This window comes from Enterobacter sp. Ap-1006 (assembly GCF_011752835.1).
GTDB lineage: Bacteria > Pseudomonadota > Gammaproteobacteria > Enterobacterales > Enterobacteriaceae > Cedecea.
This window is the reverse complement of record NZ_VWWU01000005.1, coordinates 342,525-366,653: the sequence shown is the minus strand read 5'-3', so window position 1 is coordinate 366,653 and position 24,129 is coordinate 342,525. Positions and strand designations below refer to the sequence as shown.

Sequence of the window (24,129 nt, the reverse complement as noted above, 5' to 3'; positions counted from 1 at the left end):
CGAAATGGAATACGTCAACCTGGGCCACAGCGGCCTGAAAGTCTCTCGCCTGTGCCTCGGCACCATGAACATGGGCAGCAAACAGTGGAAACCGTGGATTTTTGACGAGTCGCAAAGCGAGCCGCTGATCCGTCACGCGCTGGAATCCGGCATTAACTTTATTGACCTCGCGGACTTCTACTCCAGCGGCGCGGGGGAAGAAGTGGTCGGCAACGTGTTAAAACGCATTGCCCGCCGCGATGACCTGGTCCTCACCACCAAAGTCGGCTACCCCATCGGCACCGGCTTTAACAACCAGGGCCATTCACGCAAGCACATCATGGAAAGCATCGACGGCAGCCTGAAGCGCCTCGGCACCGACTACGTCGATATCTACATGCTGCACTACTTCGACGTGAATACGCCTGTCGAAGAGACCTGGGCGGCGATGAACGACATCGTGCGCAGTGGCAAAGCGCGCTACGTCGGCGTTTCCACCATGTACACCTGGCAACTGGCGAAAATCCTTTGGTGCTGCGAGCGCTACGGCTACGCGAAACCCATCAATATGCAGCTACAGCTGAACTGCGCCTACCGCGAAGAAGAGCGGGAAATGATTCCCTTCTGTCGCGACCAGGGGTTAGGCGTTTCGGTGTTCAGCCCGCTCGCTCGCGGCCTGCTGAGCTGTGACTTTACCTCCGTGCGCAACCAGACCGACTTCTTCACCCAGGAGATGTACGCGGACATCACCTCCCGCAACGTCGCGCAGTCCGTCAGCCATGTAGCTCAGCTGCGCGGCCTGCCTCCGGCACAAATTGCTCAGGCGTGGGTCCTGAACCATCCGGGCGTGGACTGCATGCTGGTGGGCGCAGATTCTGTACAGCAAATTGACAGCGCAATTGCCGCACTCGGCACACCGCTGGATGAAGATGAGCGCTACGAACTGGAGCGTAACTACACGCCGTGCGACGTCATCAACGACTACACCGCAGGAAAACGTATTGCGCGTGAGAGCCGCGCCGCTCGCGGCCTGTTTATCGACAACGTAACCACAAGGAACATCGCATGAGCAGCTTTGACGCACTGGTTCGTACCGGCTGGTACTGCAACGGTGAATGGCGGGACGCCAACGAGCTCTATGCCGTATTAAACCCGGCAACCGATGAAATAGTGGCTCAGGTAGCCAACGCCGGAGCAAAAGAAACCGAGGCAGCTATCGCTGCCGCACACGCCGCCTTGCCCGCCTGGCGAGCATTAACCGCCAAAGCCCGCTCGCAGATCCTCCAGCGCTGGTTCGCGCTGATCATGGAGCATCAGGCCGAACTGGCGGAACTGATGGTCACCGAACAGGGCAAAGTACTGACAGAAGCCAAAGGCGAAGTGGCCTACGCCGCCAGCTTTATCGAATGGTTTGCCGAGGAAGCCAAACGCGCCAACGGCAAAACCATTCCTTCCACAAAAGCGGGTAACCAAATTCTCACCTTCAAGGAGCCGGTTGGCGTGGTCGCGGCTATTACCCCGTGGAACTTCCCGCTGGCGATGCTGACCCGCAAACTCGGCCCCGCGCTGGCAGCGGGCTGTACCGCCGTGATTAAACCGGCGAACGAAACACCGCTTTCGGCCTTCGCGCTTATCGTGCTTGCCGAACGGGCAGGCGTCCCGGCCGGCGTGATTAACGCCGTCACCGGTGACACCATGGCAATAGGCAGTACGCTGATGGCCAGCCCAACAGTGCGTAAAATCTCCTTCACCGGCTCGACGCCAACCGGCAAGCTGCTGATGCGCCAGGCGGCGGATACCGTGAAAAAGCTGTCGCTGGAGCTGGGCGGTAACGCGCCGTTTATCGTCTTTGACGATGCGGACATTGACGCCGCCGTGGAGGGTGCGATGGCGGCCAAATTCCGCAACAGCGGGCAAACCTGCGTGTGCGTTAACCGTTTCTACATCCAGGCCGGCGTGTATGAGCAGTTTGTTGAGAAACTCGCTGCCGCCGCGCGGGCGCTGAAAGTTGCCCCTGGCCTGACGCCGGGTGCCCAGCAGGGGCCGCTGATTCACCAGAAAGCGGTTGAGAAAGTGGAAGCCCACGTGAAGGACGCTCTTGAGCACGGCGCGCGCCTGCTGTGCGGCGGCGAGCGGCACGCCCTCGGCGCATCGTTCTACCAGCCTACCGTGCTGGCCGACGCTACCGAAGCCATGCTGCTGGCCCGCGAGGAGACCTTCGGCCCGCTGGCGGCCTGCTTCCGCTTCAGCGATGAACTGGAGGCGATTGAACGCGCCAACGCCACGCCGTTTGGCCTTGCAGCCTATCTTTATACCCGCGATCTGGCTCGCGCCTTCCGGGTTACACAGCAGCTGGAAAGCGGTATGGTCGGCGTTAATGAAGGGATTATCTCCACGGAAGTCGCGCCTTTCGGCGGCGTGAAGGAGTCCGGCCTGGGCCGCGAAGGCGCCGACTGTGGACTAGAAGAGTACCTGGAAACCAAGTATGTGAATCTGGGTGGACTGCTGTAACTGTTGCCTTAGCGATGCGGCCCTCTCCACGAGGAGAGGGCGCATCATATTATCTCCGTAAATGTTTCCAACCGATAAGCGTGATGCCCACGGCGCATACGATCAGCGTCATATCCAGCCGTTGTCCCCAGCCAGCAACGAAAAGCCCGGCGCCAATCAGTACGTAATAGACCAGGCCGAAAAGTGCGCCTGCCGTGCCCCGGCAATCCGTGTAGGCGCTGAGCGCAGTGCCAAGTACCACCGGAATTGCCATCGAAAAGGCCAGCATCACCATAAACATCGGTGCCAGGAACCACGGGCTGGCCGACAGCAGGCCAACGCCCAGGCTCCCGATCAGGCCCCAGATACAGGCGATGCGTAAAAGCGTGGCTGAACTCGTGCCGCGCTGGATGAGTTGATGGTTAAGCTGCGCGCCAGCCAAAGAGCCAAGCGCCAGCAGGACACCGCTCAATCCAAATGTACCGGGCTCCATGCCAAACCGCTCAAACATAAACGGCGCCAGGCCGTAATAGCTGAACAGGCTCACGTTAAACAGCGCGACCAGCGCCGTAGCTCGCCAGATCTGCATATCTTTCAGCATTCGCACCGCGACGCTGGCGATGGACTGACTCTGATGCTGCGCAGAGCGCGTTTCTTCCAGCCGCCAGGCGCTCCAGATAAAGAGCAGCAGGGCAAGCGCCACAAGAGCATCAAACACTCCCCGGAATCCGCCCCAGGAAACAAGCATCCCGCCCGCCCACAGGCCTATCGCCGGGCTTACCGCCAGCGCAATACCCATAAAAGCGAAGATCTTTGCCAACGTCTGCCCGCTAAAGCGGTCCCGGAGTATCGTCTGGGTGACAACCGACCCGGCCGCCGCACCAAAGGCCGCGATAACGCGTGCCGCGAGCAGCAGTCTGAAATCGTGCGCCAGCAGCGCAAGGACCGACCCTACTGCGTAGCATGCCAGGCCCAGCAACAGGGCTGGCTTACGGCCGGCCAGATCGCATACTCGCCCCCAGACCAGAACGCCGAGGGCAAAGCCCGGGAAATAAATGGACAGCGTCCAGGATGCATCCTGCGCGCTGACCGCGAAATACCCGGCAATATCGGTCAGTGCCGGGCTATAAAAGGTTTCCACAATCTGCGGAAACATCAGTAGCGCCGTTAAGAGCGCCATACCGCGATGTGTTTTCACAATACGTCCTCCTCAAAAAGAGGCGCTATTGTAGGAAAACGTCAGATGAATAATTATAAACATTATGACATTTAATATCGGAAATCAGACATTATGAGCTGGCTAAGTGCGGATGCAGAATTTAACCCTGACGCGCTGCATAACGGCGTGATTGGCGTACAGGCTGAACTTGGGGATCATGATTCCGGGCTACATCGACACCGGATGGGGCAGTTGCTGTTTACCCGGGAAGGCTGCGTGAAGCTCACGCTGGATGAAGGCCAGGTACTCTCTTTGCTGCCGCCGGGTAAAGTCGCCTGGCTCCCCGGGGGCGTCAGCCATCGGGCCGAAATGAAAAGTAGCGTGGCCTACCGCTCAATCTGGTTTGATATGAAACGTTACCTCACGCTGCCCGCCACCGCGCTGGTGCTCAACGTCACGCCGTTGCTCAACGAACTGCTGGAGAGGATTTCGGCCAGCCCCTGGGAAACTGACTGGGAACAAGGCGCCCCGATGCACATGGCCGCCCTGTGCGTAGCGGAACTGAATGCCGCACAAGAAGTCCCGATGACGCTGCGCTTCCCGCAGGATAAGCGCCTGCGCCACCTGACTGGCGACACGCTGCCGCCGCCGCTCAACGAACTGGCCAGCGTAACCGGCGCAAGCGAGCGCACCATTGGCCGTATTTTCCTCCGGGAAACCGGCCTCTCCTACCAGCCATGGCGGCAGCAGTGGCGTTTAATGAAGGCGGTGGAAATGCTGGCCAGCCACGCGCGGGTTACCGTTGTTGCCTCGGAGCTAGGTTTTTCCAGCGACAGCGCCTTTATCTACTTTTACCGCAGCATGACCGGCCAGACGCCGGGCATGCTGACGGCGAAACAGACTTAACGTCGGCTGATGGCCAGCTTCGCGGCAAACAGCAGAAACACACAGCCGGTGACGCGATCCATCCACTTCACAACGCCAGGCTTTCTTAGCACGCCGGAAGCGTAGCGCGTGGCAAGAATCAGCGTCAGGGACCACAGCGTGCCAAGCACCGCATGAATAGAAACCAGCAGGAAAGTCCAGAGGATCGGCGAATGGCCGGAGGGGATAAACTGCGGCAGGAAAGAGACGTAAAACACGCCCATTTTCGGGTTAAGCACATTGCCGAGCATACCGCGTAAAAACCAGTTGTTGGCGCGGGTTGATTCCGCAGAAGCGAGACTGAAACTCTGGCGAGGGCGCAACAGCAGCTGAATACCCAGCCAGCATAAATACGCGGCACCGCACCACTTCAGCAAGGTATAGGCAAATTCAGACACCGCCAGCAAAGCGCCAAGCCCGAAGGCAACCAGTGCCCCCCAGACAAAACAACCTACGTCGATGCCCAGCGCGGCATGAAAGGCTTTTTTGCCCCCTTCGGCGGCGGCAGTTCGCAGGATAAGCGCGGTATCAAGACCGGGGGTAAGCGTGAGCAGCGTGGCGGCTAGCGTGAAAGCGAGAAGCGCATCGGCGACGGACATTTTTCTAACTCCGAAAACGATAAATCTACTGAAATTCAGCTCAGCCGACAATGCCCTGATGCCGTTATTTTTCGCCGTAAACTGTCCCGTTCATTGCCGCGATAACGCCCGCTGTTCCCCTGTCGATCAGGTCAAGAAAAACGGCGGCGGCGGCGGCATTGCTCAGCGTCTGGCTAAAAGTTCGGTGAGCCTGAATCAGCGCGGCGCTCCACGTGGCCAGCACCAGGCCCGCCGCCAGCTGAGTGTGCGGGTCGCTTTTTTCAAGGCCGGCCCCGGCGGCCAGCTCATGCGCCAGCGCCTGGGCAAATTCATCCCGAATCTCCCTGGCTCTCGCTTTCAGTGCCGGGCTGTGCTCAATCGTCGAGACAAACCCCTGCCCCGCCACGGAGAAAGCCACCACCGGGCTATTCTGCTCCACCAGATGGTGAGCAAAGCGGCGCAGCGCTTCCAGCGGCCCCGTGTTTTTATCCCGCTGACTCAGCGCACGGCGCAGCATCTGCAGCCCCTCTTCTTCGCGGTCGAAGAACATCTCCTCTTTGCGCGGGAAGTGGTTGAACACCGTCATTCTCCCCACCTCTGCCGCCGTGGCGATTTCGTCAATCGTCACCTGTTCAAAGCCCTTTTCCAGAAACAGCCGGGTGGCGATATTAGAAATTTTCTGGCGGGTGGCGAGTCGGTTCAGGGTTCGGCGATCGACGGACATTGACAGGATCCTGCGGAATGGATAATTATGTACTGAGTATATATTGGTACTTAGTACAGGTAAACATGAACAAAGCGCTGGTTGTCATTTTCTCCACCATTTGCCTGGATGCCGTCGGCATCGGCCTGATCTTTCCGATTCTGCCGCGCCTGCTGGAAGAGGTAACGCACACCTCGGATATCGCCCACTGGATCGGCATCATGACCGCGCTGTATGCCCTGATGCAGTTTGTTTTCGCCCCGCTGCTGGGGGCGCTGAGCGACAACTATGGTCGCCGCCCCGTGCTGCTCGTATCCCTTATCGGGGCCGCCGTGAATTATTTGATCATGGCCTTCGCCCCGCACCTGTGGATGCTGCTGCTGGGCCGCGCTATCGCCGGGTTGACCAGCGCGAACGTCTCGGTGGCGATGGCTTACATCACCGACGTCACTCCGGCGGATAAACGCGCCCGTCGCTTCGGGCTGTTTAACGCCATGTTTGGGGCCGGGTTTATCATCGGCCCGGTGCTTGGCGGCCTGTTGGGCGATGCCTGGGTGCGGCTGCCGTTTATTGCGGCTGCCGGGCTAAACACCGTTAACCTGCTGATGGCGCTGTTTATGCTGCCGGAATCCCGCGAGCCCGCCCGCCAACGGTTCAGCTTTGCCGTACTCAATCCCCTGCAGCCTCTGCGCCGCATTTTTACCCTGAAGGGATTAATCCCGATTGCGATGGTCTTTTTCATTCTGAGCGCAACCGGCGAAGTGTACGGCACCTGCTGGGCGCTTTGGGGGACCGATACTTTCGGCTGGAACGGGCTGTGGATTGGGCTTTCTCTCGGCGCTTACGGCATCTGCCAGACGTTGACGCAGGCGCTGCTTCCCGGCCCGATAACCCGCTGGCTGGGGGAGCGCGGCGCGGTGCTGTTTGGCATTTGTAGCTCGTGTATTGCGCTGACGATGCTGGCCTTTGTGCAAGCAGGCTGGCAGGTGTTTGTGATTATGCCGCTGTTCGGGCTGGGCGGCGTTGGCGCCCCGGCCCTGCAGGCGCTAGCCACCCGGAAGGTAGATGAAGCCAGCCAGGGCCAGTTGCAGGGAATTCTGGCCTCGGCGGTCAGCCTCGCGTCTATCATTGCCCCGCTGGGCTTCTCAAGCTTCTACTTTGTGGTGCAGGATTCGTGGCCAGGCGCTATCTGGCTGTCGGTGATTGTGGTGTACGCCGTTGCCGTGCCGCTGGTATTGTTCAGCACCCGCGGCAAAAGTGAAATACAGCCAATAAGCCCATAAAGCAGCCAGAGAGCGATGGCGGAAAAATCACATCGTAACTTGCAGGCCTATTTTAACTTCTCCAGCGGAAAGGGCCTGTCCTGTACCACGGTTTTCATCACCAGCGTCGAGCGGAGATGCTGCACGCCGGGCATGGCCGATAGTTTTCTGTCATACAGCGCCTGGAACGAAGGCAGGTCCCGGGTTACGACCTGCATCAGATAGTCCGGGTCGCCAAACAGTCTCTGCGCCAGCACAATTTGCGGGATATCTTCCACAGCTTCTTCAAACGCGCTGACGGCCTTTCTGTCCCCTTCTTTGAGCGTCGCAAAGACCAGAGCCACAAAATTAAAGCCCATCTTGCCCGGGTCGAGGTTAGCCCGATAGCCCGTAATGACCCCCTCTTGCTCCAGCGCTCTGAGCCGACGATGGCACGGCGAGAGGCTGAGGTTAACCCGCTCGGCCAGCTCGGTAATGGACAGACGCCCATCGGCCTGGAGTTCAGCAAGAATTTTTCTGTCTACGCTATCCATTTGGAATATTCTCTCTTTTAACCAGAGTTTTCAGCATAACATTGAAAGCCCATTGCCGGGGATTAACCGTATTCTTTCTTTCCCGTTATCCAAGAGAGAAATACCATCATGGCGATGAGCCTTGCCGCAGGATTCTGGCTGGTTTCGTTCCTGCTAATCATCACCCCTGGGGCTGACTGGGCTTACACCATCAGCGCCGGAATCAATGGCCGCAGAATTATTCCCGCCGTGGCCGGACTGATGTCGGGCCACGCTATCGCGACAATCATTGTTGTTGCCGGCGTGGGGGTTTTGCTCGCCGGGCATCCGCTCGCTTTATCCGTCCTCACGCTGCTGGGTGCGCTCTATCTGCTCTGGCTTGGCCTCACTATTTTGCGCAGCCCTCCCGGGCTGAACGCCGCCGCTCAGAACAACGGCAACTGGCAACAGTGGGCCATCAAAGGGATGTGTATCAGCGGCCTGAATCCGAAAGTGTTTCTGCTTTTTCTGGCCCTTTTACCGCAGTTTACCGATCCCCAGGGGAAGTGGTCAGTGGCGCAGCAGATGTCCGCTCTGGGTGCGATGCACCTGGTGACCTGCACCCTGATTTATCTCTTGATTGGTTACGGTTCAAGAGCGCTCTTAAGCACCCGCCCTCAGGCCGCTCGCAGGGTGAGTATGCTTTCGGGTGTCCTCATGGTAATCATTGCGCTGCTGCTGATTTACGAGCAGTTGAAATAGTGAAAAAAGGAGGCAGGATACCTGCCTCTGATGGACTACGCCTGATGTAGCGTAAAGACACGAATACTGTTGATCAGCATGCCGGACTGCTCCTTCAGGGAACCGCTGGCCGCGGAGGACTGCTCAACCAGGGAGGCGTTTTGCTGAGTGGTGGTATCAATCTGCCCCATCGCAGCATTAATTTGCGCGATGCCGTCGCTTTGCTCATGACTCGCACGGGCAATTTCATCCACCAGCTGCTGCACGCGGGCAACGTTTTCAACGATTTCCTGCATGCCCTCATCCGCTTCCGTGACCAGCTTACGGCCATCGGTGATTTTGTTCACCGACGCGCTAATGATGTCACGAATCTCTTTCGCGGAGGCCGAACTTCTCTGCGCCAGCGTTCTCACTTCCCCGGCTACCACGGCAAAACCACGCCCCTGTTCACCGGCTCTGGCAGCCTCAACGGCGGCATTTAATGCCAGGATATTTGTCTGGAAAGCAATTCCTTCAATGGCCGCAATGATATCGGTCATCCGGCCTGCATCAGCATGGATTTCGCCCATGGCATCGGCCACCACGTGCATACGTTCGCTGTTAGCCTTGACCATTTCTCCGGACTCATTAAACAGCGTATTCACCCGATGGGCATGACTGGCGGTGCTCTTGATCGTCGACGTTAGCTGCTCTAAGGTCGCGGCAGTTTGTTCGACGCTCGCCGCCTGTTCCTCTGTCCGTGAGGCCAGATCCTGGTTCCCGGCATCAATTTCATCCGCTGCCAGGGCAATACTTTCCGCCCCGCTGCTGACGTTCCTAACCGTACTCCCAAGCGAAGTAATCATTTCCTGCAATGAATGCATGAGCTGCCCCAGCTCGTCCTTCGCATGCACATGTACTTTGGCGGTGAGATCGCCCTGCGCCACCCTGCCGGCAACGTTAACGGCCTGCAGCAGCGGATGCGTAATACTGCGGGTTATGTACCAGGCCGTTGCCGCCCCCAGCGCCACACCCAGCGCCACTAGCAGCAACATGAGCAGCTCATTATTACGGGAGTTTTTCTGAATGCTGGCATGCGTGTTGTCGATAAGCTGTTTTTGGAAATCCAGCAGAGCCTGCAGCCCCTGCCGATATTCTTCGCTTATCGGAATAAAACGTTCCGAGATATAGCTATCCATGCCCTCATGTTCGCTCCGCTCAGCCCGGGCCAACCCTTCGGAACGAACCTGCAAATACTTTTCACGCACGGGGACAAGATTCGCCAGCAGGTGTTTGCCGGTTTCCAACGCAATCAAAGATGTGAGCTGGGACTGGACCCGGGTGGTGACCGCCGAATTCTGCGCGATGCTGGCGAGCAGTTTCTTACGCAGCATCGCATTTTCAGTTCCCATTGCCGCGATAGCGTTCCCGCTGCTCTTGTCGACCTGCGCCAGCCATTCCTCGACCAGCCTTTCCTTCAGCAAATGCTGGTTAATCATCTCATCGACGGCGTGAACATTATTCCGGCTGAACAGGCTGGCGCCGATCCCCATCAGAATCATTAAAAACAACAGCAGGAAAAAACCGCCGCTCAGCCTGACGCCTACACGCAAATTACTTAGTTTCATTCTCGTTCCTTAGAAAACCACATCCCGGAGTGCCCCCGGCGCCTGGCGCGAGGGAATGGCGTGTTTTGTAACCACGTTGTTAACCGATATCGGAGGTCACGGTTATTTCTGCAGGCAAAAACCAGGGGGGAACGGTCGATAAAGCAGCATTTTGGCCCGAAGTAATGCTTTAATGTGATCCGCATCACAATGAAAAAGTCATTGAAAAATAAAAGGCCCCGGCATATTCATGCGTCGGAGCCTTTTATTATTTGCTCTAAAGTTAGAGATTAAAACGCCTGCCAGTGTTCCTCTTCTCTTTTTAACGCCCGGCGCGGTGCCAGCTGGGGCGATAATATTACGCTTGCCTCATCGCTTTCCCCCAGATGCAGGCTGCTGGTTCTTTTTTCCAGCTCGAACACTTGTTTATTCAGCACTTCTGAAGATCCGGCCAGCTCTTCCACCACCGCTACGTTCCCCTGGGTGACTTTCTCCAGTTCGGAGAGCGCCGTGGTAATTTGCTGAATACCTTTTTCCTGTTCGTTGGTGGAGATAAAAATATGACCCATCAGCGCGTCGATATTTTCTGAACCCGAAACAATATCCTTCATATTTTTTTCCGCTTCGGAGACCAGGCTTGCGCCCTGCAGAACGTTTTGGTTGGTGATATCAATCAACGACTTAATGTTCTTGGCCGACTCGGAGCTTTTGTGCGCCAGGTTCCTGACTTCACCAGCCACCACCGCAAAGCCTTTGCCGTGTTCCCCGGCGCGGGCGGCTTCCACCGCGGCGTTCAGCGCCAGGATATTGGTCTGGAAGGCAATGCTGTCGATGATGGTGATAATTTCCGTCATCTTATTGGCACAATCGGTTATCGAAGTCATGTTGCTGGTCAGCTTCTGCATCAGGTCGCTGCCGTGGTTGGCTGAACGATGCGCGCCGCTGGTGATGTCGCTCAGCTCACGGGTGCTGTCGGCATTGTTTTTTGTCCCGGCGGAAATCTGTTCCATGCTCGATGCCGTCTGAATCAGCATCGCCGACTGCTGCTCGGTTTTCACCGACAGCGTGGCGCTTTGGTGCGCCAGGCTTTCCGAAAGCGCTTTGGCCGACTGGGACGATTTGCGAATATCCATTACCAGGGTAGTAATTTCGGCGGAAAGCGTATTTATGCCCGGAATCAATCGTCCGGCACAATTATTACCAAACTCAGGGATATGCACCGATAAATTCCCCGAGTTAATTTCGTCAATGCTCCGCTTAACGTTATTAATGGGCCGTACAAGATATATCGTCATATACGTCCACAGGGAGAAGAGTAAGACAACCCAGGCAATATTAAACATGGCTAAAACAAGCACGCTGGCTGATAAAGTAAATGCTAAGAAGTCTATAACTAAAAAGGATATTGCCAAAAAATAGACAATAACGCTTCGAACGCTGGCATTCTTAAGCATAGATAATCCTGTGCGAGACTTGGGCGGGTATATTATTTATTACCTGGATTTATGGAAAAGCCATCTTATAAAATAAATCAGCGTTTAATCCCGACATAAGTCAACTGAAAAGATTTTAAATCCGCACTTTTCGTTTAAGAACGACGCCTTTCTGAATATATCCGTGACGTTACGACAAAGTCACTTTATTCCATGCCTCAGCAAGTCACTTGCATTTTGAAAGTCACTATGCCAATTTGTCGCCAGACGCTAACCCGTAACCGGATCGACCCATGAAAAACGAACCTCTGTGCAGCGCTCCCTGCCCCATTGCCCGCAGCCTCGGCCGTATCGGCGACAGCTGGAGCATCATGATCCTGCGGGATGCCCTGGCCGGTTTTACCCGCTTCGATGAATTCCAGAAAAGCAGCAACGTGGCGCCCAATATTCTTTCGCGCCGCCTGAAAGAGCTGGTTGATGATGGCTTACTGGAGAAGGTTTGCTACAGCAGCTCGCCGCCGCGTTACGAATATCACCTCACCCAAAGCGGGCGTGATTTCCGCATGGTGATTCTGGCACTGGCTGAATGGGGCAACCGCCACTTCGCGCCCGAAGGGCGTCAGATGCAGCTGGTTGAGCGCGAAACCCAGCGCCCGGTAGAGCCCATCCTTACCGATAAAGAAACCGGCGAGTCGATTGAGCCAGGAAAATACGCCATGGTGCCGGGCCCGGCGGCCTCACCGATGATGAAATACCGCCACGACTACCTGCAGCGTAAACAAGCCGGCGACGCCGGGCTTAAATTCCAGCCAGAACCGTACAGAGAACCCCAGTGATGAGCGCCGCCCATAAGAAAAAATTGATTACGCTGACCGTACTTGGTGCCGCGGTGTTGGCGGCCGCAGGCTATGGTGCATGGTGGTGGCACAGCGGGCGTTTTATTCAGTCTACCGACGACGCCTACATCGGCGGGGATATCAGCGCCATTTCAACCAAAGTCTCCGGCTACATTCAGCAAATTGCGGTGCAGGACAACACGGCGGTGAAAAAAGGCGACCTGCTGATCCGCATTGACGATCGTGATTACCAGGCCGCGCTGGCGAAAGCCCTTGGGGAAGTTGCCGCCCAGCAGGCTGCGCTGGCGGATATCGCCGCCACGCGCCAGCTGCAGCAGGCAACGATTGAAGGTTCCACCGCTTCTTTAGCGGCAGCGGCGGCGGCAACGGACAAAACGGCCAACGACAACCGCCGCTATAACGCCCTGGAAGCCTCGAGCGCCATTTCAGCCCAAATACGCGACAACGCCTCGGCGGATTATCGCCGGGCGCGAGCGGAACAAAGCAAAGCCCTGGCCGACAAAGCCGTCGCCCAGCGCCAGCTCGCGGTGCTTGATGCCCGTGAAAAACAAACCCAGGCCGCGCTGGAACAGGCGCAGGCTAACCTGGCGATGGCGAAGCTGAATCTCAGCTATACCGAAATTCGCGCCCCGTTCGACGGCGTGATCGGTAACCGCCGCGCGTGGACCGGCTCCTTCGTGACCAGCGGCACGCAGCTACTCTCGCTGGTGCCTTCCCAGGGGCTTTGGGTCGATGCCAACTTCAAGGAAAACCAGCTGGCGCACATGCGAGCCGGTTTACCGGTGACCGTGGTGGCCGACGTGCTGCCGAACCACACCTTTAAGGGCCACGTTGCCAGCGTCTCTCCGGCGACCGGCTCCCGGTTCAGCATTCTTCCGGCGGAAAACGCCACGGGGAACTTCACCAAAATCGTTCAGCGGGTTCCGGTGCGGATAGCGCTGGAAGGTGACGGCGCAAAACTGGATGTGCTTCGTCCGGGGCTGTCGGTCATCGTTACCGTCGATCAAAAGAGCACGCGATGAGCACCGCCCAGGCCGCACCGATGCCGCAGGGCATCTCTATGCCAATGGCAAAAAAGATCTTCGCTTTTGCCAGCATGTGCGTCGGGATGTTTATTGCGCTGATTGATATCCAAATCGTCTCCGCGTCGCTGCGGGATATCGGCGGCGGCCTTTCGGCTGGGGATGATGAAACTGTCTGGGTGCAGACCAGCTACCTGATCGCCGAGATCATTATTATTCCGCTGTCCGGCTGGCTGGCGCGGGTGATGTCCACCCGCTGGCTGTTTGCCGCCTCGGCGGCAGGCTTCACCCTGATGAGCCTGCTCTGCGGCTGGGCGTGGAATATTCAAAGCATGATTGCCTTCCGTGCCCTGCAAGGGCTGGCGGGCGGCTCGATGATCCCGCTGGTGTTTACCACCGCCTTCGCTTTCTTTCAGGGCAAACAGCGCGTTATTGCCGCCGCGACCATTGGCGGCCTGGCTTCGCTGGCGCCGACGCTTGGCCCCACCGTCGGCGGCTGGATCACCGAGAACTTCAACTGGCACTGGCTGTTCTTTATTAACGTCATCCCGGGGATTTATATCGCCGTCGCCGTGCCGCTGCTGGTGAAGGTAGATAGCCCGGATTTCTCGCTGCTGCGCGGCGCGGACTATTTCAGTATTTTGCTGCTGGCGGCCTCGCTCGGCTGCCTGGAATATACGCTGGAAGAAGGCCCGCGCTGGGGTTGGTTTGATGACAACACCATCGCCACAACCGGCTGGATAGCGCTGCTGTGCGGCATCGCCTTTATTATTCGAACGCTGCGCCACGCCCAGCCGGTGATGGACCTGCGGGCGCTCAAGGACAGAACCTTTAGCCTCGGCTGCTATTTCTCGTTTATGGCCGGGGTGGGCATTTTCGCCACGATCTATTTAACGCCGCTGTATCTCGGCAGCGTACGTGGCTTTAGCGCGCTGGAAATCGGCCTGGCGGTGTTTTCCACAGGCCTGTTCCAGGTGATGTCGATTCCCTTTTATGCCTGGCTGGCAAACCGAGTGGATCTCCGCTGGCTGCTGATGGCCGGGCTGATCGGCTTTGCCATTTCGATGTACAGCTTCGTGCCGATCACCCACGACTGGGGCACGGACCAACTGCTGCTGCCGCAGGCGTTTCGCGGCCTTGCGCAGCAGTTCGCCGTCGCGCCTACGGTGACGTTAACGCTGGGCAGCCTGCCGCCCGCGCGGCTTAAGCTTGCCTCCGGGCTGTTCAACTTAATGCGTAACCTCGGCGGTGCTATCGGCATTGCGCTGTGCGGCACGGTGTTGAATGACAGAACCAACCTGCACTACAGCCGCCTGGCCGACCATCTCAATACCGCTAATCTCGCGATGACGGATTTTGTCCAGCGCAGCGCCGCCAGCCTGGCCGCGCAGGGCTTGTCCCCGGATGCCGCCACCAGCGGGGCGCTAAAAAACTTGTCCTCTCTGGCTCTGCGCGAGGCACGAACTCAGGCATTTTCGGATGCTTTTTACCTGATCATGATAGGTTTTTTGATTGCTGCGATGCTGGTTCCGTTAATGAAAAAGCCGCAGCCACACTGATATTTCAGGAGAATAATGATGGGCGTTTCAGCGAAAAGGATTGTGGTCACGGGCATGGGAATCGTCAGCCCGCTGGGCTGTGGCGTGCAGCATGTCTGGCAGTCGCTGCTGGCGGGAAAATCCGGCATCTCGGCGCTGGATGAAAACGTCGTGGCAGATATCCCCTGCAAAGTGGCCGGTCAGGTGCCGTCCGTAGAACAGGATCCTGAGCACGGCTTTGATCCGCTGGCGACGATCTCCGCCAAAGAACGTAAAAAGATGGATCGGTTCATCGAGTTTGCACTGGTTGCCGCCCATGAAGCGCTCGCCCAGGCTGGCTGGTCTCCAGCTTCGCAGGAAGAGAAAGATCGTACCGCAACGGTGATTGCCACCGGGATCGGCGGCTTCAGCGAAATAGCCAACGCCGTGCGCACCACGGACGAACGCGGGCCACGTCGCCTGTCGCCGTTTACCATCCCCTCTTTCCTCGCCAACCTTGCCGCCGGGCATGTGTCCATTGCGCACGGCTTTCGTGGGCCGATTGGAGCCCCGGTGACCGCCTGTGCCGCCGGAGCCCAGGCCATTGGCGATGCCGCCCGCTTGATCCGCAGCGGCGAGGCTGATATTGCCCTTTGCGGCGGCGCAGAAGCGGCCATTCACCGCGTCAGCCTGGCCGGATTTGCTGCCGCGCGCGCGCTGTCTACCGCCTCCAACGACAATCCCGAAGCCGCCTCACGCCCGTTCGACCGTGACCGGGACGGTTTTGTGATGGGCGAAGGCGCCGGGCTTATCGTGATTGAATCCCTGGAACACGCCATGGCTCGTGGCGCAACGCCGCTGGCTGAGCTGGTCGGCTACGGCACCAGCGCGGATGCCTGGCATTTGACCGCCGGGCCGGAAGACGGCAACGGCGCAAGGCGAGCAATGGAGGCGGCCCTTCGCCAGGCCGGTATTGCAGCCGCGGATGTTGACCATATCAACGCGCACGCAACCTCGACCCAGGTCGGCGACAAAGGCGAGCTGGCGGCGATTAAAGCGCTTTTCGGCACGCATCCGGTGGCGGTGACGTCAACGAAATCCGCCACCGGCCACCTGCTGGGCGCGGCGGGCGGCATCGAGGCTATATTTACTATTCAGGCATTGCGTGACCAGGTTGTGCCCCCGACGCTGAATCTGCATCACCCCGATGAAGAGGCGGCCGGGCTGGATCTGGTGGCGCTTACAGCCCGGCCGCAGGCGCTGAGCTATGCGCTGTCGAACGGGTTTGGTTTTGGCGGCGTGAATGCCAGCCTGCTGTTGAAACGGTGGGAATCCGGGGAATAACAGGACCCTCACCCCGGCCCTCTCCCTGGAAGGGAGAGGGGGAAAAACTGACGGAAAATCTCTGCTCGATCCAGCCCCCTCATCCCTCCTGTATGTTCCGGGGAGAGGGGAAAAACTAAACTCGATCCAATCCCCTCGCCCCTCCTGTACGTTCCGGAGAGAGGGGAGAAACTAAACTCGATCCAGTCCCCTCTCCCCTCCTGTATGTTCCGGGGAGAGGGGAAAACTAAACTCGATCCAGTCCCCTCTCCCCTCCTGTATGTTCCGGGGAGAGGGGAAAACTAAACTCGATCCAATCCCCTCGCCCCTCCTGTACGTTCCGGAGAGAGGGGAGAAACTAAACTCGATCCAGTCCCCTCTCCCCTTTGGGGAGAGGGTTAGGGTGAGGGGCAATCATCCCCCGTCTGTCTCAAACTCCTGCTGCAACCACGCCCTAACCTGCCGCACATCTTCTCTCCGGGCCTTTTCGTGGCTGGTCACAAAATAATAGTTCGCCCCAGGCAGCGCGCCCGGCAGCGCAATATGCAACAGACCCTGCTGTAACGCCCGGCGAATCAACAGCTCGCTTGCCAGCAAGATCCCCTGCCCGGCTATCGCGGCCTGAATCGCATGGGTTTCGTCGTCAAAATGAATACCGCTCTGCACATCCAAATCTTCAGGCCCAAAGACGGATTTCCAGTGCTGCCAGCTGGGTTCGGGGCTGGGCACATGCCGGTTATCAATATGAAAAAGCGTCATTCCCGCGAGATCCTTCACGCTCCTGAGCTTTAGCTGCGGGCTTGCCACCAGCACAAAGCTGTCGCTATGCAGCAGCGTGCTGTCGAGAGATTCGTCGGCCTGCATGCTGTAACGCACCGCACAATCCGCCATTTTTCCGTGGAGATCGGCCAGCGCTACGCCGCTGTGAAAGCGCAGCTCCAGCGAGGGATGCTGCTGATGTAAAGACGGTAAACGCGGCACCAGCCAGTTAGTCAGGAAGTTCGAAGTAGTGCTGAGCGTGAGCGTGCCGGGCTGAGATATCGTTGCTATGGACTCAACGGCCTCGCGCAGCATGGTGAACATGTTCCCGGAGGCACGAAACAGAATCTCCCCCGCCGCAGTCAGCGCCACGCCCCGAGCAGAGCGAGTGAACAATCGCTGCTCCAGCGAATCTTCCAGCAGGCGAATTTGGTGGCTGATGGCGGTGGGCGTCACGCCAATTTCTTCCGCTGCCGCTTTAAAGCTGGCGTGGCGTGCCACGGCATCAAAGGCCCGAATGGCCGTGAGTGGCGGGAGTCGACGATTTTTCATGAGTGAATTTAACTCATCCCTGGCTGAATAATATGATTTTGATTGCACCATAAACAAAGGCGTAGCCTGTTATTCACGCTCATCAAATGATGAAAATGATTCATCACAGAGAAAATAGCAGGAAACGTCGATGACACAAACTTATGCGATACCCGCCGCCGGGTCCTGGCGCGCTTTATCCGCGCCCGGCATTGCACAGGCGCTGATTGCGCTGGACTATGCAATTGTCTACGTCGCGCTCCCCACGCTGGCGCAGAGCCTGAATCTTTCTCTCAGCGAGATGCAGTGGGTGGTTTCCCTGTATGGCCTGACGTTTGCCGCCCTCTTGCTGGCGGGCGGCAGCCTCTGCGACCGGCTGGGGGCTCGCCGGATGTTCAGCCTCGGCATGGCGCTGTTTTTACTCTCGTCAGCGGTTGGTGGGCTGGCGCAGAGCGGCACGCTGCTGCTCATTGCCCGCTGCGGACAAGGGATGGCGGCAGCGTTGTTACAGCCTGCGGTACTGGCGCTGATGGCGCAGCGCTTTCACGGCGAGGCGCACCGACGGGCGCTGGCGATATGGAGCGCCATCGGCGCGCTGGGCCTGGTTGCGGGCGTGATACTGGGCGGGATCCTGGCCGCGCTGGACTGGCGAACCATTTTCTTTATTAACATTCCGCCGGGGCTGCTTGCGCTGTGGCTGGTTCGCCGGGATTATCTCCCGCTCAGCACGCAGGGCGAAAAACAGCAGACGGGCATCGGGTCACTGATCGGGTGCTTCGCCGCCGGGGCACTGGTCTGGGCGCTGATGCGCTATGGCGAAACCGGGCAGCCTGACTATGTTGCCAACCGCTTCGCCGTTGCCATGGGGATCCTGTTTATTCTGCACGAGTGCTACGCCCCTCAGCCTTTACTGGCCCGCTCGCTTCGCGCTCTGCCGGGCCTGCAAACGGGCTGGCTCAGCAGCGCCTGTTATATGGCAAGCGTGGGGAGCCAGTTTTATGCCATGACGCTATTCTGGCAGCAGACGCTGCAGCAGGATGCCGTTACCACCGGGCTGATGTTCACGCCGCTCGCGCTGTTAATCGTGGCGGGCAATACGCTTTTTACCCGCCTGACGGCCCGTTACGCCAGCGCCATGGTTTTGGCCGTCGGGTTTGCCTGTTCGGCGCTGGGGCTGGGGCTGCTGTCCGTCGGGTTGGCGTCCCCGCTGTCTGCAGTATTTATCAGTGGTATCGCGTTAAGCGGGCTTGGCCACGGGCTCATCTTCCCGGCGATGTTCGCCGTGGGGCTGTCATCCACCCCGCCTGTTCAACAGGGACGCGCCAGCGCCCTGATGGCCACCAGCCAGTATATGGCCGGGGCAATGATGCTGGCGGTGCTTTCCGTTGTGCTCGGGCAGGCTCCCGATATAACACAGTGGGCAACGGCTTTCCGGCTGCTGGGCGCTGCCGCTGTGGCAGGCATGCTGCTTGCGGCATGCCAGAAAGCGAGTTAAACAAGGGAAATTTGCGCGGGGAAAGGTGAGAGAGATTCGGGCCGGATGAATGCTACATTTATACTAACTGTTTAATTCTTCTCCCTTATCATCGAATTTTCCCGCGTTAAGGATCCCAATATGACCCAGCAAGCTGACCAGGCTGACGCTAAACACTACCTTGTGCGCCTGATTGCGGTCGTACTTACCGGCATTCTTGCCGGCATCGCGGGGATGCTTCTCGCGCTGATTTTACACGCCATTCAGCACCTGGCTTTTGGCTACAGCATTGACCAACTGGTTGGGAGCGAGACGTTCCTTGAGGGCGTGACGGACGCCACGCATTTACGCCGGGTCGCGGCGATTCTTGGCGGCGGGGCCGTCGCCGGGTTTGGCTGGTGGCTGCTCGCGCGTTACGGCAAGAAAAGAGTGTCTATCGCTGCCGCCGTGGCAAATCCTGCCGTGCCGATGCCTACGGGCACCACCACTGTTCATGCTTTGCTGCAAATCATTACCGTTGCGCTGGGTTCCCCGCTCGGGCGTGAAGTGGCCCCTCGGGAAATGGGCGCGCTGGCGGCCGGGCTCCTCGCCCGGAAGTTCAGCCTGCAGCCGGATGAAACCCGGACGCTGATTGCCTGCGGCGCGGGCGCGGGCCTGGCGGCGGTGTATAACGTGTCCCTTGCCGGAGCGCTGTTCACGCTGGAAGTGCTGCTGATCTCGTTCAGCTGGGAGAAAGCGCTGGCGGCGGTCATCACTTCGGCAGTAGCGGCCTGGGTCGCCACGCTGGGGCTGGGGGATGAGTCGCAGTATCACTTCGCTTCTTTTGCGCTTCCCCACGCGTTTATCGGCTGGGCCATTGTTGCCAGCCCGCTGCTGGGTTATGCAGCCTGGCTGTTCCGCAAGGCGACAACAAGCGTGAGAACGCAGGTAAAAACTAACTGGCAGATGCCGGTATTTTGCCTGCTGGCCTTCGCGCTGCTGGCCGTGCTTAGCCTGTGGTTCCCGCAGCTGCCGGGCAACGGCAAAGGCCCGATGCAGCTCGCCATCAGCAACGGCCTGGGCTTTAACTTCGCGGCGATTTTGCTGGCGCTGAAAATGCTGGTGATCCTCGCCGTCCTGCGAGGCGGCGCTGAGGGTGGGCTACTAACACCGGGCTTAACGGTAGGTGCTTTGCTGAGCCTGCTGCTGGCGGTGGTCTGGCAGTTTGTTTTCCCTGGCGGAGACGTGGGCAGCTTTGCGCTGGTCGGCGGCGCGGCGTTTTTAGCCGCTTCGATGCAGATGCCAATCACCGCCGTGGCGCTGGTGATGGAGTTTACCCATATGGATCACAGCTATTTTGCCCCCGCGCTGCTCTGCGCCGCCGGGGCTTATACAACCTGCCGAATTCTGGATAAGAAATACCGGTACTAACCTCTTCAGTGGGAAGAGATAAATACCGACTCTGCGAGCGGGGCCGGCATGGAAAAATGCTGCCGCATACGCGCCACCTCGTTAAGCGGCGTGAGTCCAAAAAGACGCTTAAATTCGCGGCTGAACTGCGACACACTTTCGTAGCCCACGCGGGCGCTTGCCGCCGAAGCGGTAAGATCGTTTCGCAGCATCAACAATCTCGCCTGATGCAGCCTTGTGGATTTGAGATATTGCATGGGGGAAGTGTTGGTCACCGCTTTGAAATGGCTGTGGAAAGTGGGCACGCTCATGCCCGCTTCTTTTGCCAGAGCATCAACGTCCAGATGCGCATCAAATTCAGCATGAAGCTTGCGCAGCGCCTTCGCCACTTTGCCAAACTGCCCCTGCATCGTCAGCGCGCTGCGTAACGTCTGCCCCTGCGCGCCCGTCAGTACCCGGTAATAAATCTCCCGCATCATAGCCGGCCCCAAAAGATCGGCATCCAGCGGCGTCGACATCACCTGGAGGAAACGCAGTACGGAGGCGCTCATCGCTTCGTCCATCGGGCTGGACATCATGCTGCGCGGCTCGCAGGCCAGCTCAGTGCCTCGGCCATCGAGCGCCAGCATCACCTCCGCAGCCAGCGTGAAGTCTAACCTCATGTAGATAGCCAGCATGGGTTCTTCGGCGCTGGCCTCCGTTTCCATGGTGAACGGCACGGGCACGGAAACCATCAGGTAGTGCTGGGCATCATATAAATAGACATCCTCACCTAAAAAACCCCGTTTACGCCCCTGCACCACAATCACAATGCCGGGCTCATAAAGAACCGGGGTTCGCATCAGCGGGCGATTAGAGCGTAAGAAACGGACTTCGTTCAGCGCGGTGAGATTGTAGCCTTCATGCGGGGTTAACCGATCCAGAAGCTCAACCATTTGTTTACTGGCCAGAAGGCTGGCGTTTGTCATAGCGGTTCATCTGGCTAAGGGAAATGTTGGCAGAGTCTGGCAGTGAAACCTCACCTCGTCCAGATACCTCATAGGAATAGGCAAACATCAGAGAGGATCCAGGCTACTCACTCGGTCCTTCCAGCCCTACGATTTACCTCCTATTAACGGAGGACATAATAATGAGCCAGTCGAAGTTATTTTTAATTACCGGCGTCAGCAGCGGCTTTGGCCGTTCGCTGGCAGAAGAAGCCCTGAAAGCCGGACACCGCGTGGTTGGAACCGTGCGTAATCACCAGGCGAAGGAAGCCTTTGAGGCGCTGGCACCCGGCAAGTGTTTTGCCCGAATTCTGGACGTCACCGACTTTGATGCCGCAGCCCCACTGGCGGCTTCGGTGGAACAGGAGATTGGCGCTATTGATGTACTGGTCAACAACGCAGGCTACGGGCACGAGGGGGTGATGGAAGAATCCCCGATGAGCGAACTGATTCACCAGTTCAACGTCAACGTATTTGGCGCCGTCGCGATGATAAAAGCCTTTTTGCCTGGGTTCCGCACTCGTCGCACGGGCCATATTATCAATATCACTTCGATGGGCGGCTTTATCACCCTGCCCGGTATCAGCTACTACTGCGGCAGCAAATTCGCCCTGCAGGGCATCTCCGAAACGCTGAGCAAAGAGCTCCTGCCTTTTAATATCGCGGTGACCGCCGTGCAGCCCGGTTCCTTCAGAACCGACTGGGCCGGACGATCTATGGTGCGAACCCCTCGCAGCATCAGCGATTATGACCAGAGCTTCGGCCCGATTCGCGACGCGCGCCAGAAACGCAGCGGGCAGCAGCCGGGCGATCCGATCAAAGCCGCCAAAGCAATTTTGGCGCTTATCGACAGCCCTCATCCGCCGGCAACCCTGCTCCTGGGCAGCGACGCGGTTACCTTCGTCAAAGAGAAGCTTGTGCGAATGGAAGCAGATATTGAGGCGTGGGAAACGATAAGTCGTTCGACTGATGTGCAGTAGCGGCCCACAAACTAAAAAGGCCCGGTACCCCATAAAGGCTACCGGGCCTGGTGCTTAAAAACCGTTATTTGGCTTCGTTGGCGTCCGCGTTTCTCAGCATGTTTCTGACCGGAATAATCAGCGCGGCCAGCACAACGGCGCAGATAACCAGGGCGATAGAGACGTGGGAGAACAGCTCCGGCATCGAGCTAAGCTGATCTTTTTTGATGTGCCCGCCCATAATACCCGCCGCCAGGTTACCCAGCGCGCTGGCGCAGAACCACAGCCCCATCACCTGGCCGCGCATTTTCTGCGGTGCCAGCAGCGTCATGGTCGCGAGGCCGATTGGGCTCAGACACAGCTCACCGAGGGTCAGCAGCAGAATGCTCCCCACCAGCCAGAACGGGGACACGCCGCTCTGCGTCGCCAGCACCTGGTTTGCCGCCGCCATCATCACCGCAAAACCTGCCGCCGCAAACAGAATGCCGATAACGAATTTCGTCATGCTGCTCGGGTTCAAATTACGCTTAGCCAGCGACGGCCAGAACCAGCTGAACACCGGGGCTAACAGGATAATAAACAGCGCGTTGATCGACTGGAACCAGATCGTCGGGATTTCAAAGCTGCCCATCTGGCGGTCGGTGTAATCACGCGCAAAGATGTTGAAGGAGGTCGGCTTCTGCTCAAAGGCAGACCAGAAGAACGCCGCCGCAATCAGCAGGATCAGGCAGGCCAGCAGGCGCGAACGCTCGCTGCTGGTTAAGCCAGCAAAGAAGAACATAAACAGGAAGTAGAGGCCCACGCAGGTAGAAATGATGTAGGCGGAGCTTTTCGCAATTACCGTCGGATTGAACGGAATCGTTCCGTTGGCGATCAACACTACCAGCCCGGCAAGCAGCGCCATGGCAAGCGTCACCCATTTACCAACGTTTTTACGCTCGGTCGTCGGGCGGTTCCAGGTGGAATCCAGGCCGACTTCTTTGTCGTAGCGGCGCATTTGCGGAATGGCGTAGAAGCGGAAGATGAACAGCGCAATCAGCATCCCTAAGCCACCCAGGCCAAAGCCCATATGCCAGCCATATTTCTCATGCAGCGGGCCGATGATCAGCGGGGCAATAAACGAGCCCATGTTGATGCCCATGTAAAACAGCGAGAAGCCCCCGTCGCGGCGGGTATCTTCTTTTTTGTACAGCGTCCCGACCATTACGGTAATACAAGTTTTGAACAGCCCGGTTCCCAGGACGATCAGCAGCAGGCCGACAAAGAAGAAGGTGTTGCCCACGAATGCCGACAGCGCAATTGAGAGGTGGCCGAGGGCAATAATTAGCGAGCCATACCAGACGGCGCGGCGCTGTCCGAGCCAGTTATCGGCCAGCCAGCCGCCCGGTAAAGACGTGATATACACGCCGCCGGCGAAAATCCCAACAATGGCGGATGCCTGCTCAATCGGCAGCCCCATCCCACCCTGAAGCAGCGCGGCGCTCATAAACAGAATGAGCAGCGGGCGAACCCCGTAGAAAGAAAAACGTTCCCACATTTCGGTGAGGAAGAGCGAACTTAACGGGTACGGATGCCCGAAAAATGTTTTTGTTTTCGTCGCAGAGTGACTCATCTGTGAACTCCCATAGGTTATCTCTTTTTGATGCGGTGTTGATAAAACGCCGTTCCCGGCGTTCAGTTGCAGATTTTTAATCATAGGCTGGTCGTTAGCCAGCGGCGGCTACTTTAGCGTAGATCGTTGGAAAATCATCAGGACGAAGAGTAACTTTAGTGTCTAATAGAGGGTTTTTAGATTAAAAATCGACTTAACTCTCATTTTTCATGATAAAAATCTCATTAAATGCGCTTTTATCTTGACAATAAATTCTCAAACAACTAAAAACAAAATTCATTAAAAACAATATTTTAAATAAAAATCACTCTTTTTCACGAAACACTCGCCATTAACCTACAACTCATCTGGGTT

21 protein-coding genes are annotated in these 24,129 nt (G+C 57.9%); 12 read left to right on the top strand and 9 right to left on the bottom strand.

Annotation, left to right across the window (positions count from 1 at the left end; translation table 11 throughout):
* Positions 1 to 4 precede the first annotated feature (4 nt).
* Together F3J28_RS17625 and F3J28_RS17620 are read left to right on the top strand one after the other, a co-directional pair.
* A complete protein-coding gene (locus F3J28_RS17625; RefSeq protein ID WP_008458496.1) occupies positions 5 to 1,048 on the top strand; it encodes an aldo/keto reductase in 1,044 nt (347 codons plus the stop codon).
* Positions 1,045 to 2,490, top strand: a complete 1,446-nt coding sequence (locus F3J28_RS17620) for an NAD-dependent succinate-semialdehyde dehydrogenase (protein ID WP_166878268.1) — start codon at positions 1,045 to 1,047, stop codon at positions 2,488 to 2,490. The genes F3J28_RS17625 and F3J28_RS17620 overlap by 4 nt, the downstream gene beginning before the upstream one ends.
* 49 nt (positions 2,491 to 2,539) lie before the next feature.
* On the opposite strand, the gene F3J28_RS17615 is transcribed toward F3J28_RS17620, so the two are convergent.
* Positions 2,540 to 3,667 carry a multidrug effflux MFS transporter gene (locus F3J28_RS17615; protein ID WP_502706569.1) on the bottom strand — a complete coding sequence of 376 codons (1,128 nt, stop codon included), beginning with the start codon at positions 3,665 to 3,667 and terminating at the stop codon, positions 2,540 to 2,542.
* 93 nt (positions 3,668 to 3,760) lie between these two features.
* On the opposite strand from F3J28_RS17615, the gene F3J28_RS17610 reads away from it, so the two are divergent.
* Entirely contained in the window at positions 3,761 to 4,534 is a 774-nt protein-coding gene (locus F3J28_RS17610; protein WP_166878265.1) for an AraC family transcriptional regulator, read from the top strand.
* Here the strand turns inward: F3J28_RS17610 and F3J28_RS17605 are convergent.
* Positions 4,531 to 5,151 (bottom strand): LysE family translocator, encoded by a 621-nt coding sequence (locus F3J28_RS17605; protein ID WP_166878262.1) that lies wholly within the window; start codon positions 5,149 to 5,151, stop codon positions 4,531 to 4,533. The genes F3J28_RS17610 and F3J28_RS17605 overlap by 4 nt on opposite strands.
* 64 nt (positions 5,152 to 5,215) lie before the next feature.
* Positions 5,216 to 5,854 (bottom strand): TetR/AcrR family transcriptional regulator, encoded by a 639-nt coding sequence (locus F3J28_RS17600; protein ID WP_166878260.1) that lies wholly within the window; start codon positions 5,852 to 5,854, stop codon positions 5,216 to 5,218.
* 65 nt (positions 5,855 to 5,919) lie between these two features.
* On the opposite strand from F3J28_RS17600, the gene F3J28_RS17595 reads away from it, so the two are divergent.
* Positions 5,920 to 7,116, top strand: coding sequence for a TCR/Tet family MFS transporter (locus F3J28_RS17595; RefSeq protein ID WP_166878257.1), 1,197 nt, complete (start codon positions 5,920 to 5,922; stop codon positions 7,114 to 7,116).
* A gap of 47 nt (positions 7,117 to 7,163) precedes the next feature.
* Here F3J28_RS17595 and F3J28_RS17590 read toward each other — a convergent pair whose 3' ends face one another.
* A complete protein-coding gene (locus F3J28_RS17590) occupies positions 7,164 to 7,628 on the bottom strand; it encodes an Lrp/AsnC family transcriptional regulator (protein ID WP_166868158.1) in 465 nt (154 codons plus the stop codon).
* 108 nt (positions 7,629 to 7,736) lie between these two features.
* Between F3J28_RS17590 and F3J28_RS17585 the strand changes: the two genes are divergently transcribed.
* On the top strand, positions 7,737 to 8,348 hold the full coding sequence (locus F3J28_RS17585; RefSeq protein ID WP_008458507.1) for a LysE family translocator: 612 nt from the start codon (positions 7,737 to 7,739) through the stop codon (positions 8,346 to 8,348).
* Between the two features lie 35 nt (positions 8,349 to 8,383).
* Here F3J28_RS17585 and F3J28_RS17580 read toward each other — a convergent pair whose 3' ends face one another.
* Together F3J28_RS17580 and F3J28_RS17575 are read right to left on the bottom strand one after the other, a co-directional pair.
* On the bottom strand, positions 8,384 to 9,934 hold the full coding sequence (locus tag F3J28_RS17580) for a methyl-accepting chemotaxis protein (RefSeq protein ID WP_166878254.1): 1,551 nt from the start codon (positions 9,932 to 9,934) through the stop codon (positions 8,384 to 8,386).
* A 269-nt stretch (positions 9,935 to 10,203) separates the two neighbouring features.
* A complete protein-coding gene (locus F3J28_RS17575; protein ID WP_166878251.1) occupies positions 10,204 to 11,367 on the bottom strand; it encodes a methyl-accepting chemotaxis protein in 1,164 nt (387 codons plus the stop codon).
* 272 nt (positions 11,368 to 11,639) lie between these two features.
* Between F3J28_RS17575 and F3J28_RS17570 the strand changes: the two genes are divergently transcribed.
* Genes F3J28_RS17570 through fabF form a run of 4 tightly spaced genes read left to right on the top strand, consistent with a single transcriptional unit; the run spans position 11,640 to position 16,086 of the window.
* On the top strand, positions 11,640 to 12,182 hold the full coding sequence (locus tag F3J28_RS17570) for a winged helix-turn-helix transcriptional regulator (protein WP_166878249.1): 543 nt from the start codon (positions 11,640 to 11,642) through the stop codon (positions 12,180 to 12,182).
* A complete protein-coding gene (locus F3J28_RS17565; protein WP_166878246.1) occupies positions 12,182 to 13,225 on the top strand; it encodes an HlyD family secretion protein in 1,044 nt (347 codons plus the stop codon). The genes F3J28_RS17570 and F3J28_RS17565 overlap by 1 nt, the downstream gene beginning before the upstream one ends.
* Entirely contained in the window at positions 13,222 to 14,784 is a 1,563-nt protein-coding gene (locus F3J28_RS17560; protein WP_166878244.1) for a DHA2 family efflux MFS transporter permease subunit, read from the top strand. The genes F3J28_RS17565 and F3J28_RS17560 overlap by 4 nt, the downstream gene beginning before the upstream one ends.
* 18 nt (positions 14,785 to 14,802) lie before the next feature.
* Positions 14,803 to 16,086 (top strand): beta-ketoacyl-ACP synthase II, encoded by a 1,284-nt coding sequence (fabF, locus tag F3J28_RS17555; protein WP_166878371.1) that lies wholly within the window; start codon positions 14,803 to 14,805, stop codon positions 16,084 to 16,086.
* A gap of 393 nt (positions 16,087 to 16,479) precedes the next feature.
* Here fabF and F3J28_RS17550 read toward each other — a convergent pair whose 3' ends face one another.
* Positions 16,480 to 17,376 carry a LysR substrate-binding domain-containing protein gene (locus tag F3J28_RS17550; protein WP_166878242.1) on the bottom strand — a complete coding sequence of 299 codons (897 nt, stop codon included), beginning with the start codon at positions 17,374 to 17,376 and terminating at the stop codon, positions 16,480 to 16,482.
* Between the two features lie 130 nt (positions 17,377 to 17,506).
* Here F3J28_RS17550 and F3J28_RS17545 point away from each other — a divergent pair, with 130 nt between their 5' ends.
* Both F3J28_RS17545 and F3J28_RS17540 read left to right on the top strand, forming a co-directional pair.
* On the top strand, positions 17,507 to 18,850 hold the full coding sequence (locus F3J28_RS17545; RefSeq protein WP_166878240.1) for an MFS transporter: 1,344 nt from the start codon (positions 17,507 to 17,509) through the stop codon (positions 18,848 to 18,850).
* A gap of 120 nt (positions 18,851 to 18,970) precedes the next feature.
* A complete protein-coding gene (locus F3J28_RS17540; protein WP_166878238.1) occupies positions 18,971 to 20,239 on the top strand; it encodes a chloride channel protein in 1,269 nt (422 codons plus the stop codon).
* Positions 20,240 to 20,244: 5 nt separating this feature from the next.
* Here F3J28_RS17540 and F3J28_RS17535 read toward each other — a convergent pair whose 3' ends face one another.
* Entirely contained in the window at positions 20,245 to 21,186 is a 942-nt protein-coding gene (locus F3J28_RS17535) for an AraC family transcriptional regulator (protein ID WP_166878236.1), read from the bottom strand.
* A gap of 161 nt (positions 21,187 to 21,347) precedes the next feature.
* On the opposite strand from F3J28_RS17535, the gene F3J28_RS17530 reads away from it, so the two are divergent.
* On the top strand, positions 21,348 to 22,184 hold the full coding sequence (locus F3J28_RS17530) for an oxidoreductase (RefSeq protein WP_166878234.1): 837 nt from the start codon (positions 21,348 to 21,350) through the stop codon (positions 22,182 to 22,184).
* 64 nt (positions 22,185 to 22,248) lie between these two features.
* Here F3J28_RS17530 and F3J28_RS17525 read toward each other — a convergent pair whose 3' ends face one another.
* Entirely contained in the window at positions 22,249 to 23,775 is a 1,527-nt protein-coding gene (locus F3J28_RS17525; protein WP_166878233.1) for a peptide MFS transporter, read from the bottom strand.
* Positions 23,776 to 24,129: the final 354 nt, after the last annotated feature.

Excerpts from the sequence above, each read along its gene's own strand:
- F3J28_RS17625 (WP_008458496.1), top strand. The coding sequence starts at position 5 with ATGGAATACGTCAACCTGGGCCACAGCGGCCTGAAAGTCTCTCGCCTG.
- F3J28_RS17620 (WP_166878268.1), top strand. The coding sequence starts at position 1,045 with ATGAGCAGCTTTGACGCACTGGTTCGTACCGGCTGGTACTGCAACGGT.
- F3J28_RS17610 (WP_166878265.1), top strand. The coding sequence starts at position 3,761 with ATGAGCTGGCTAAGTGCGGATGCAGAATTTAACCCTGACGCGCTGCAT.
- F3J28_RS17605 (WP_166878262.1), bottom strand. The coding sequence starts at position 5,151 with ATGTCCGTCGCCGATGCGCTTCTCGCTTTCACGCTAGCCGCCACGCTG.
- F3J28_RS17600 (WP_166878260.1), bottom strand. The coding sequence starts at position 5,854 with ATGTCCGTCGATCGCCGAACCCTGAACCGACTCGCCACCCGCCAGAAA.
- F3J28_RS17595 (WP_166878257.1), top strand. The coding sequence starts at position 5,920 with ATGAACAAAGCGCTGGTTGTCATTTTCTCCACCATTTGCCTGGATGCC.
- F3J28_RS17590 (WP_166868158.1), bottom strand. The coding sequence starts at position 7,628 with ATGGATAGCGTAGACAGAAAAATTCTTGCTGAACTCCAGGCCGATGGG.
- F3J28_RS17585 (WP_008458507.1), top strand. The coding sequence starts at position 7,737 with ATGGCGATGAGCCTTGCCGCAGGATTCTGGCTGGTTTCGTTCCTGCTA.
- F3J28_RS17580 (WP_166878254.1), bottom strand. The coding sequence starts at position 9,934 with ATGAAACTAAGTAATTTGCGTGTAGGCGTCAGGCTGAGCGGCGGTTTT.
- F3J28_RS17575 (WP_166878251.1), bottom strand. The coding sequence starts at position 11,367 with ATGCTTAAGAATGCCAGCGTTCGAAGCGTTATTGTCTATTTTTTGGCA.
- F3J28_RS17570 (WP_166878249.1), top strand. The coding sequence starts at position 11,640 with ATGAAAAACGAACCTCTGTGCAGCGCTCCCTGCCCCATTGCCCGCAGC.
- F3J28_RS17565 (WP_166878246.1), top strand. The coding sequence starts at position 12,182 with ATGAGCGCCGCCCATAAGAAAAAATTGATTACGCTGACCGTACTTGGT.
- F3J28_RS17560 (WP_166878244.1), top strand. The coding sequence starts at position 13,222 with ATGAGCACCGCCCAGGCCGCACCGATGCCGCAGGGCATCTCTATGCCA.
- fabF (WP_166878371.1), top strand. The coding sequence starts at position 14,803 with ATGGGCGTTTCAGCGAAAAGGATTGTGGTCACGGGCATGGGAATCGTC.
- F3J28_RS17550 (WP_166878242.1), bottom strand. The coding sequence starts at position 17,376 with ATGAAAAATCGTCGACTCCCGCCACTCACGGCCATTCGGGCCTTTGAT.
- F3J28_RS17545 (WP_166878240.1), top strand. The coding sequence starts at position 17,507 with ATGACACAAACTTATGCGATACCCGCCGCCGGGTCCTGGCGCGCTTTA.
- F3J28_RS17540 (WP_166878238.1), top strand. The coding sequence starts at position 18,971 with ATGACCCAGCAAGCTGACCAGGCTGACGCTAAACACTACCTTGTGCGC.
- F3J28_RS17535 (WP_166878236.1), bottom strand. The coding sequence starts at position 21,186 with ATGACAAACGCCAGCCTTCTGGCCAGTAAACAAATGGTTGAGCTTCTG.
- F3J28_RS17530 (WP_166878234.1), top strand. The coding sequence starts at position 21,348 with ATGAGCCAGTCGAAGTTATTTTTAATTACCGGCGTCAGCAGCGGCTTT.
- F3J28_RS17525 (WP_166878233.1), bottom strand. The coding sequence starts at position 23,775 with ATGAGTCACTCTGCGACGAAAACAAAAACATTTTTCGGGCATCCGTAC.